The following is a 1,118-nucleotide window of genomic DNA, read 5'->3' on the forward strand; positions in this document are numbered from 1 at the left end:
CGTGCAGCTGCTCCGCCTGCGCCAGACCGGCCGCGCTGGCCGGGTCGGATGCGCCCCGCCAGCGGGCCGTCGGCGGTGGCGCGGCCGCGCTGCTCGGCGGTGGTCAGGGCTCGGCGTTCGACGACGACTCCGACGCGCCGAAGGAGATCCCGGCCGTACCGTCGCTGGCCGTGCTCCGGCCGCGCCGGACGGGTGCCGCGGCGGCGGCCGGTGGCGCCGAGTCGACGGAGGCCGGCGGCAAGCCGCGCAAGCGGCTGCCGAGCTGGGACGACGTCCTCTTCGGCAGCGGCCCGGCGGCCCGCGAGTCCTCCTGATCCACGGAACACCCTGGCATGTAGAGGCACTCTAAGTGCCCGCGTGCCAGGGTGTATCCATGGAGTACACGAACCTGGGACGCACCGGCCTCTCGGTGAGCCGGCTCTGCCTCGGCACCATGAACTTCGGGCCGCAGACCAACGAGCCGGACAGCTTCGCCATCATGGACCGGGCGCTGGAACACGGGATCAACTTCTTCGACACCGCGAACGTCTACGGCTGGAAACTCGGTGAGGGGGTCACCGAGCAGATCGTCGGCCGCTGGTTCGCCCAGGGCGGGGGCCGCCGCGACAAGGTCGTGCTGGCCACCAAGGTCTACGGCAAGATGGGCGACTGGCCCAACGAGCAGGGGCTGAGCGCCCGGCACATCATCCGGGCCTGCGAGGACTCGCTGCGCCGCCTGCAGACCGACACCATCGACCTCTACCAGATGCACCACATCTCCCGGACCACGCCGTGGGAGGAGATCTGGCAGGCGATGGAGACCCTGGTCGCCCAGGGCAAGGTCGTCTACGTCGGATCGTCCAACTTCGCCGGTTGGCACATCGCCCAGGCGCAGGCGGCCGCGGGCAGGCGCAACTTCCTCGGCCTCGTCTCCGAGCAGTGCATCTACAACCTGATGACCCGGCACGTCGAGCTGGAGGTGGTCCCCGCCGCGCAGCACTACGGGCTGGGCATCATCCCCTGGTCGCCGCTGCACGGCGGGCTGCTCGCCGGGGTGCTGCGGAAGATGGCCGAGGGCGGCGCCGCGCGCGGCACCTCCGGCCGCGCCGCCGACGCGCTGGCCGAGCACCGGCCGACCA

The 1,118-nt window shown here is 72.1% G+C and carries 1 protein-coding gene and 1 pseudogene; both read left to right on the top strand.

Going from position 1 to position 1,118, the window contains the following annotated elements; all coding sequences use genetic code 11:
- Positions 1-314: pseudogene (locus DKL51_RS33000) on the top strand (septation protein SepH); the annotation flags it as partial.
- A 59-nt stretch (positions 315-373) separates the two neighbouring features.
- Positions 374-1,118, top strand: a 745-nt coding sequence (locus DKL51_RS33005) for an aldo/keto reductase (protein ID WP_148097927.1), incomplete at its 3' end; no start/stop codon positions are given.

The organism is Micromonospora globispora (assembly GCF_003857015.1).
In the GTDB taxonomy this organism is placed as follows: Bacteria; Actinomycetota; Actinomycetes; order Mycobacteriales; family Micromonosporaceae; genus Micromonospora; species Micromonospora globispora.